This window comes from Methanophagales archaeon (assembly GCA_021159465.1).
GTDB lineage: Archaea > Halobacteriota > Syntropharchaeia > Alkanophagales > Methanospirareceae > G60ANME1.
In genome coordinates, this window is sequence record JAGGRR010000003.1 from 1 (window position 1) to 8,137 (window position 8,137).

General features: G+C 43.9%; 6 protein-coding genes. 5 read left to right on the plus strand and 1 reads right to left on the minus strand.

Going from position 1 to position 8,137, the window contains the following annotated elements; translation table 11 throughout:
• The coding region (locus J7J01_00070; protein MCD6209290.1) for a hypothetical protein at positions 1 to 4,066 on the minus strand (4,066 nt) is incomplete at its 3' end.
• 88 nt (positions 4,067 to 4,154) lie between these two features.
• On the opposite strand from J7J01_00070, the gene J7J01_00075 reads away from it, so the two are divergent.
• The 5 genes from J7J01_00075 to J7J01_00095 all read left to right on the plus strand — a co-directional run.
• Entirely contained in the window at positions 4,155 to 4,382 is a 228-nt protein-coding gene (locus J7J01_00075) for a hypothetical protein (protein ID MCD6209291.1), read from the plus strand.
• 150 nt (positions 4,383 to 4,532) lie between these two features.
• A complete protein-coding gene (locus J7J01_00080; GenBank protein MCD6209292.1) occupies positions 4,533 to 4,907 on the plus strand; it encodes a hypothetical protein in 375 nt (124 codons plus the stop codon).
• Between the two features lie 178 nt (positions 4,908 to 5,085).
• Positions 5,086 to 5,895 (plus strand): hypothetical protein, encoded by an 810-nt coding sequence (locus J7J01_00085; protein MCD6209293.1) that lies wholly within the window; start codon positions 5,086 to 5,088, stop codon positions 5,893 to 5,895.
• Between the two features lie 22 nt (positions 5,896 to 5,917).
• Complete coding sequence (locus J7J01_00090) at positions 5,918 to 6,466, plus strand: acylphosphatase (GenBank protein ID MCD6209294.1); 549 nt, start codon at positions 5,918 to 5,920, stop codon at positions 6,464 to 6,466.
• Between the two features lie 472 nt (positions 6,467 to 6,938).
• The coding region (locus tag J7J01_00095) for a hypothetical protein (GenBank protein ID MCD6209295.1) at positions 6,939 to 8,137 on the plus strand (1,199 nt) is incomplete at its 3' end.

Here is an 8,137-nt window from a genome sequence, read left to right on the forward strand (position 1 = left end):
TCAAACAGCCGAAATTCGCTATCGTCGCGTTTATCCACACGAGGTCGCCATCATAAACTACGGGCTTCATTGATATGTTCGTGACTGCGAGGTCGGTTCCTCTGAGGCGCGTTTCGTTACTGCGAGTCCGGTTCTCCACGGTTGTAAGAATCGTGTAATTCTTACCGGGTTTCAATGGAAAACGCGTATTCCATGTAGTATTGTAGAGTCCGGACTCATTCGCGTTTAACGTTATGGTTCGGTTACCGAGTCGAACCTGATACTTATCCAACAAAAATTCGAGTGAAGATCTGCGGTTGGCTATTGCTGTTACTACACTCGCAGAGCCATAGGTCCACTCAGTCCAGACATCGTTCCAACGTTTCTCTATGCAGTAGCCTGGGGAGGGCTCGTTCTTACACTCAAAACCCTCAGTTCCGAAATCAATCCCGGACACCTTTACCTCCTGCCCACCTGCTGTTTCACTTTTAACGTAGAAATAGACCGTGTGACGTTTTTTGTCGCTATCACAGACATACGCATAGATTTTGCTGCCATACTCTAGATCAATGTAATCAAAATGAAATCTCATCGGGACATCTGCTGGCTGTAATGCCAAAGGCCAGCTCTTTTGCTGCGTATACTCCTGATTTTTGAGCTTTCCACGGATTGATTCATCACTCTGCATGTAAAACTGCACGGTGCTGTTCGCTGTCGTGTTGTCGCTGTTCTTTATTTCTACGGTTATATTCACGACATCGCCGCTTTTTGGTTCTTCGGGGTCGAGAGTGAGATTCGTTATGGCTAAATCAGGACCAATCACGTGCAGCGTGCAGCTTTTTAGCTTGTTCATAGTGACGTTTTGGTTACCGCGGAAGAGAATGGAATCTCCTAATTTCTTATATTCTTTGATTTCAGCCAGTTTTTCATCCGGGTCTGCCACTGCCACTATCAAATGGTCACCACCATGAATGCTCGTATTCCAGATGAAGAATGCGAAATTTGTATCGTTTACCGGCACAAACACCTCTTTAGTGCCAATCCGTTCAAAACGTTCGCCTTCCGAGCCTGCGAAATCGGTGCGGTTTACAAAGAACCCAACGCTCACGTTACCGCTTTTGTGACCATGATTGCCTATGGTTGCAGCTATTAACACGTCCTCACCTTCTCTTACTTCCTGCGGATAAACACTCACGTTCTCGACTCTGAAGTCCCATGCGGGCTCTGAAACCTCGGGGATTTTCCATCGCTCATTGTTCATTTCATTATTATCACGATTATCAAAAGGGATGCTAACGGTTATCGTGTGTATACCAGATTCTACGGGTCTCCACGTCACGTTGAGAGTAATATTCTCTCCGCTGCGTAGATTCTGAACGGTTGTTTTGTTAAAGACGATACCACTCCTGTTCACGTCGTCTGTGGTTTCTGAAATACCGTCCTTGAAGAACACGGTGAAATTACTCGCATTAATTGCACCGAAATTAGCTATCGTTGCGGTAATATTTACATTTTGTCCATGATAACAAAACTCATCAGGAGGAAAACCGCATGGTATGTCTATATTTGTAACCGCCAAATCAGTGCCGTTAACGAATATTTGCCTTGTCAGGGTGTTATTCGTTTCGTTGTTTTCGGTGAACACATCATGCCGGTCTATGCAGACGGTTATATTATGAGGACCCGCACCGCCGTAGAGCGTGGTTGCGTTCCATAATGCGGTAACATTTTTCGATTCCGATGCATTTAACATCACGGATTTATTTATAATTGATATCTCAGACACAGTTTTGTTATCATAGAAGAATGCCACGGATGTCGTTCCGTTTCTGATGCCGAAGTTCTTCACGGTTGCGTTTATCCTGACAATGTCGCCGAGCAGAGGCTCTCTCGGCTCGAAATAGATGTCAGTGACTGCGAAATCAAGAGAAGGTGTTACGGTAATTCGTGTTGTATTTATGTTATTCTCTTCATCTGGTTCGTCTATATCGTCATAAGGGTCAACCATGGCGGTTATGTTGTGCGTTCCGTTGAGTGCCCAACCCATTTCCTGCATTGATAAATTCAATACCGCGGAGCGATTGGTGTGTTTTCCGGCATCGAGCGAAAAGCTCTCGTTTGCGAGTACTGCTTCATATTGGTCAACCGAGAATTTAGCACCACGAGCACAATGAAATACTATGCGTATAGTATCGCCATCACACCATTTCGTCCAGTAATCAGTAATATCTTCATCTGGGTGTTCTTTCCAAAAACTACTATCAAATTCCTCGATTACCGAACCGTTTTTATCACAAATAATAATGTGAGAATAAACTCCGATACGCGAGAAATGAACCCTTATCTTGCGAGCGTCAGGCAGCATGAGGACGTCATCGGTTGTTTCACCAGCATGTTCATCCCATGTTCTCTCAATTTTTATGGCTTTATTATCGTAAAATTCTAATTCCGCAACTGTGCTTTTATTTTCAACGCCGAAATTCGCTATCGTTGCGTTTATCTTGACAATGTCGCCAATCACAGGGTTTTGTGGCTTGAACATCAGGTTAGTGACAGCGAAATCGTTACCTTTTTGCACGGTTATCGGCACACTCATATTATTATTCGATTCATTGGATTCTGTGAGGTTGTTATTGGGGTCAACACATACCGTCAAGGCATGATTTCCAGCAGTGCCTGCTCGCCACTCGAAAGATTCATTTATTGTTGCATTACCGGCGTTAAATTCTACATTTCTCGTATTCAGCAATGTTTCATTGAGATATAAGCAAACATCAACGGTTCCGCTTCGATTGACGAAATTCATTATTTTTAGGGTAGCGTTTATCGCAACGAACTCGTCAGAAAAGAGATTATCAGGATCAGCACTTAAAGATATGTGCGTGATGGAGAAATCATAAGGTGCTCGTACATATACAGATTTGCTTTTTTGATTGTCTTTTTCATTGGATTCTCGAACTTTATCATAAGGGTCTGCTATCACGGTGATGCTGTGGTTACCGAACGTTGCTTCCCATGAAGCGTTAATTGTTATTAAATCGCCAGCGGATAAGTTAGAAACGATAGGTTCAGCGAGCTCCTCACTCGTATTGCTATCTTCGAGAAAATCAATGAAGCTAACATTGAACTCGGATACGTCTTCAGTCCCTTTGTTTTTCACAGTTGCGGAAATATTAACGATGTCACCATCAAATATGGTGGTTTTGTTGAGTGTGATATTAACAACTTCGAGGTCTTTGTTGATAGAAGGTTTCACTTCCACCGTCATACTCATGTTGTTGTTCGTTTCGTCTGATTCTTTCACGAGGTCGAGAGGGTCAACGCTCACACAGATAATATGATTTCCAGATGCGAGGTCAGTGTCATTGTTCAACCACGCGGAAGCGTTCCATTCCGCTTTAATGCCTTTTGATTGCCAGGGACCCAAAGTTAAGGGCTTGTTCGCAAATACCGATTCGTATTTGTCTATCGTGAAGTTGATATAGTCAGCAGCATGTGACTCTATTCTTATTTGGGCGCCGGTGCCCCAGGTAGTCCAGAAGTTTGTTATGTTCAATGAATCTGTGGTTGTGAAATTATAGATTAACACATCAGAGGCATTGTAGATTTTGATATAAGAGCAGGCACCGTGAATATTGACATAACTGAAATGAACTCTTATCTTTAAAGCGCCGGGCTGTGATACGGTGTCATTTAGCGTGGATTTTGAGATGTTCCGCTGAATTGAAATGTTCTTCTCATCGAGGAAGACTACGGAAGTGGTGTTTGCTGTTATGTTTCCTCTGTTTTCTATTGTTGCGGTGATGTTAAGCACGTCACCCCGCACCGGCTCTTCCGAATCCGTGGAGATGTTAACGGCAGTCAAATCAGGAACAGAACCTGAAGGTGGCTTTCCAAGCGTCAGGTTGAGAGAGAAAAGTCCGCTTCTTTTATTATCTTCCTCGGTTATCCTATACTTAGTAGTGTTGACTTTTTCGCCGTCCGTAGCAATGAACACAAGCACATCGCCTTCGTTTGCACTTATAACTGTTTGGAAAAAGTTGGAATCTGCATAAGAATCTGCTTCCCAGCTCTCGCTCGTGTTCATGTTAGTTACGAACACGAGAGACGAATTGCAAGCGCTACTGTTCTCGTAATAGACCCAGCCGAAGATATAAAAAGGTGAAGAAGGTGCTGTGAAGTTCGTGGGCGGTGGTGTGGGAGCAGGAGTAGGGGTAGGAGTAGGAGTGGGAGTGGGTGAGGGGTACGGAGAAGGCGTAGGTGAAGGAGAAGGTGAAGGAGAGGGTGTAGGCGCTACTTGCTGCGATACAGTCCAGATCCATGTTTGCATAGTGGTGCCATTTTCATTCGTGGCGACTGCTGATACGTTCCATGTGCCTGTGACTGCACTTGTGTTCGTATAGGAAGAGTTTTTCACACTCGTATTTATTTGAACCTCAGTTCCATTGAGCAGCCAGCTAACGTTCACTGTCTGGTCCGTTGTAATATTGAAAGTTATTGTTTCTCCTTGTGTTTCGGTGTTATAAACAGGCGAAGAAGGAGCAAAGGATGTAATGTTGGGTGCTACTGGAGAGGGTGTAGGCGAGGGGTACGGTGATGGTGTCAATGTCGGAGTAGGACCTGGAGTTGGAGTAGGTGTTGGTGATGGTGTGGGAGAAGAGGAAGGAGTAAGTGTAGGCGATGGACCCGGACTTGGACTTGGTGTTGGCGATTGTGTAGGCGTAGGAGAAGGTGAAGGAGAAGAAGTTGGAGTTGTAGCAGGCGTTGCTTCAGGAATTTCACCATCAGTGGCATTGCTTGCATTATTGAACAAAGAAAGCGAGGACTGCGGCATCACGGGTATCATCATGCCTGATAGACACAGGGTTATCACCACCAGAGTGCCGATTGGTTGCCAGTTACGCTTTTCATTCATTCTTATCTTGTAGATCCGATTTTTTCATAAGAATTGTTTTCTAAATTTAAGTGTACAATAATAAAAGTCTTCTAAAATTTCTCACTATTCCCTTTTGGCTATTCCCAATTCCCACTCATACGAAAATTTTATATAAGCTCAAAAGTTAAATTTTATCTATATAACATGAAAAATTAGAGAGGAACGATTCTATGGAGGAAGTAACGGGAAGAATAAGTACCCTGGAGGGAAAGGTAAGCGAACATGACCGGATATTTGATAAGGGATGTCGAAAAATGGGTAGGGGAAATAAGAATAAGATATTTTTTGGAGCTTTGATTTTTATATCGCTTCTGTTTCTTTTACTACTCAGTTCGAGCATAGCATACGCAGCAGAGCTTACACCGCCTCTCCCCGGTGCACCAACTTATATTGACATCAGTGTGGAGAAAGCGCATGAAATGGTAGAGGCCAATCCCGAAGAGATCATTCTGCTGGATGTGAGAACAGAAGGGGAATACAATGCAGAGTACATACCTGGAGCTATAAACATACCTTTATCTGATTTAGAGAATAGGATTGACGAATTGGACAGTTCTAAAGTCATTATCGTGTATTGCAAAACCGGCAGTAGGAGTAGAACAGCAAGTGAAACACTTGCTCAGCGTGGTTTCATTGTTTATAATATGGAAGGTGGAATAAATGCATGGAAAGAGGAATTCGCTACTTCTACATCTACGCCGAAGCCAACACAGATACAGACACCGACACAGACACCTGCATCTGTACCAGCACCAACACCAACTCTTTCGCCTGCGGTAGCCACAGCAACCTTAACACCTTCGCCTGCTGCTTCGCATGTACTCACACCTACGATGTCGCCATCGCCATCTCTAACAACATCGCCTATACTTGAGGAAGAGAAGAGGCGGATTCCGGGATTCGAGGCACATGTTGCGATAATGATGCTTCTTGCTGTTGCTGTTATACTGTTCATGTTATTGAGGATGCGAGGGGAATGATGCTAACAAGGGTGTGTGAGAGATGAAAAGGGCGAGGATTATAGTAAAAGGTAGGGTTCAGCGAGTAGGATATAGGGACGAAGTGGAAGAGATAGCGAGGAGATTGGGAATAAAGGGATTTGTAGAGAATATCAAGCCTTATGATATAAGAATAGTTACAGAGGGCGAGGACGAAGCTATAAGCGAGTTTATCGAGAGGATAAAGATAAAGAGATTTCCAATAGATGTTGAAAGCGTAGAGGTAAGCTTTGAAGATTTTAAAGGTGAATTTGAATACTTTGAGATAAAAAGAGGTAATTGGCAGGAAGAATTAGGCGAGCGTTTGGATGCAGCGGGAAAATTGCTTTATAAGTCCATAAAACTGGCTGAAAGGTCGGTAGAACTGGCTGAGAGGTCTGTGGAGCTGAGTGAAGAATCAGTTTCGATTGGGAAGAGGATGTTAGAGAAACAGGATGAAACAATAAACGAGATAAAAGGTCTGCGAGAGGACTTAAAATCGTATATGGAAGAACGGTTTGACCGGTTAGAACACGAAGTCATGGCAATAAAAACTAAGTTGGGCATGGTGTAGAGCAAATATTAGAGGGAACAAGGAAAAGTTGCTGCGAGAACGAACTAAATCCCTACAGGGCTTATTGTGAAGGTGCACGATACATGGAATAATTATGCTAATTTCAAATTTTCCCTAACTTTTGTATCCAATATTAAAGGTCTTCTGTTTAATGATTCATAAAAAAATTCGAAATATGTGTTTACTGTCATTTCTATATTTAATACTTTCGATTGGCAATATATTATTTTTAAAAAACCGAAAATCATTTTATATTACTAACAATGTATACAAATGTGGGCGAAGGCGAATATGATGAAGAGATGAAGATGCAATGGAGCAATGGAGCGAGGAAGAGATATGTCCCCTGCAAGGAAAGCGATTGTGGTGCGAATCCATAAGGGGGCGAGGCGCGAGGAAGGAAGGGAAGGGGAAAACTTTTGGCTATTCCCTGTTCATTATGAAAAAGTTTAGGAGGTGAAAAAAGAAAAAAATGAAAAAACGGTATGTAATAGTACCGATAGTGATATTAGCGATGTTAGTATTAGCAGCGTTCAGCACACCCACGACGGCTCAAGGATGCCTGGATGACATAAAAACCCGTGATTGCGCTGTTACAACTAGCGGGTTTACCAATGGTACAATTACAAATGGCTCAGTAAAGGTTTTGGAGAATCGGACAGGTCCTTGTAACCAGAACTGGACGATTACACTGCCTCCGGGCGATGTGGTAGTTGCATACGTGCACTGGCACAGGTGGGGCGCTTGCCCTAACAACAACCCAACGGCGGAATTCTGGAATGGCAACGGTCAGCATCAAAGTATAAGCATCCCGGACAGCCTCTGTTCTGCAGGCAATAATGAGAATCGAGGAGTATGGTATAGCGGATTCTCGCCCGATAACGGTAACCATCACTATTACTGGCGGGTGAATGCAACGCCGGGCACCAATACTTTTAGAGCAACCGGTTGCTACGATACTTCCGGTGAGCATTGTGATGACAGGTGGTTCTTTGCAGTCATTAATCAAACAGACACAGCTAATATAACACATAGCGGAGTCTGGTGGCATAACTATGGGTATAGAGATATAAGGCAAAATAGCCCGACGGACCCATACACAACGTGGTTCTATAATACAAGCATCGGTCCTGTAAGCGACCATAACTATACATTATGGGTAGCGCAATCGCACTATGGCGGTGGGACGATAGACATATATTTAAACAGCTGTCATCTTGGTACATTCAGCGCTCCATCAGGAACTTTTCCACTTTCACTGAAACAGTACAATGTGCCTAACACATGTATAGAAACTGACGGCTCACAGACTGCGACATGGGATCTGTCTGGGAGCGATGATTATTTCTACGGTTACTTCGCAACGCTGGCGGAAAAGGCGGTGTTGAACCTGCCGGATCTCGTGGTCGAGGATATCATGTTCCCGGAAGTGATGAATCCGGGTATCGGCTACACGATAGAAGCGAGGATAAAGAATCAGGGCAATGCATCCTCAGGAACGTTCAACGTGAGCTTAGAGGTTGATGGTAGCCCCTACGGTAATAAAGTGACAGGAGTAGGACCTCTGAGCGCTGGTGCGAACACAACCGTAAGTTTCACGGGTGTGAGCCTTAGCGGGGGATGCCACAACTTCACCGTGGTTGCAGACTGCGATAACGACGTATATGAAGG

What these genes read in the sequence shown, in the direction of transcription:
- J7J01_00090 (MCD6209294.1), top strand. Translation starts at nt 5,918, where the DNA reads ATGAAAAGGGCGAGGATTATAGTAAAAGGTAGGGTTCAGCGAGTAGGA.
- J7J01_00080 (MCD6209292.1), top strand. Translation starts at nt 4,533, where the DNA reads ATGTTGGGTGCTACTGGAGAGGGTGTAGGCGAGGGGTACGGTGATGGT.
- J7J01_00085 (MCD6209293.1), top strand. Translation starts at nt 5,086, where the DNA reads ATGGAGGAAGTAACGGGAAGAATAAGTACCCTGGAGGGAAAGGTAAGC.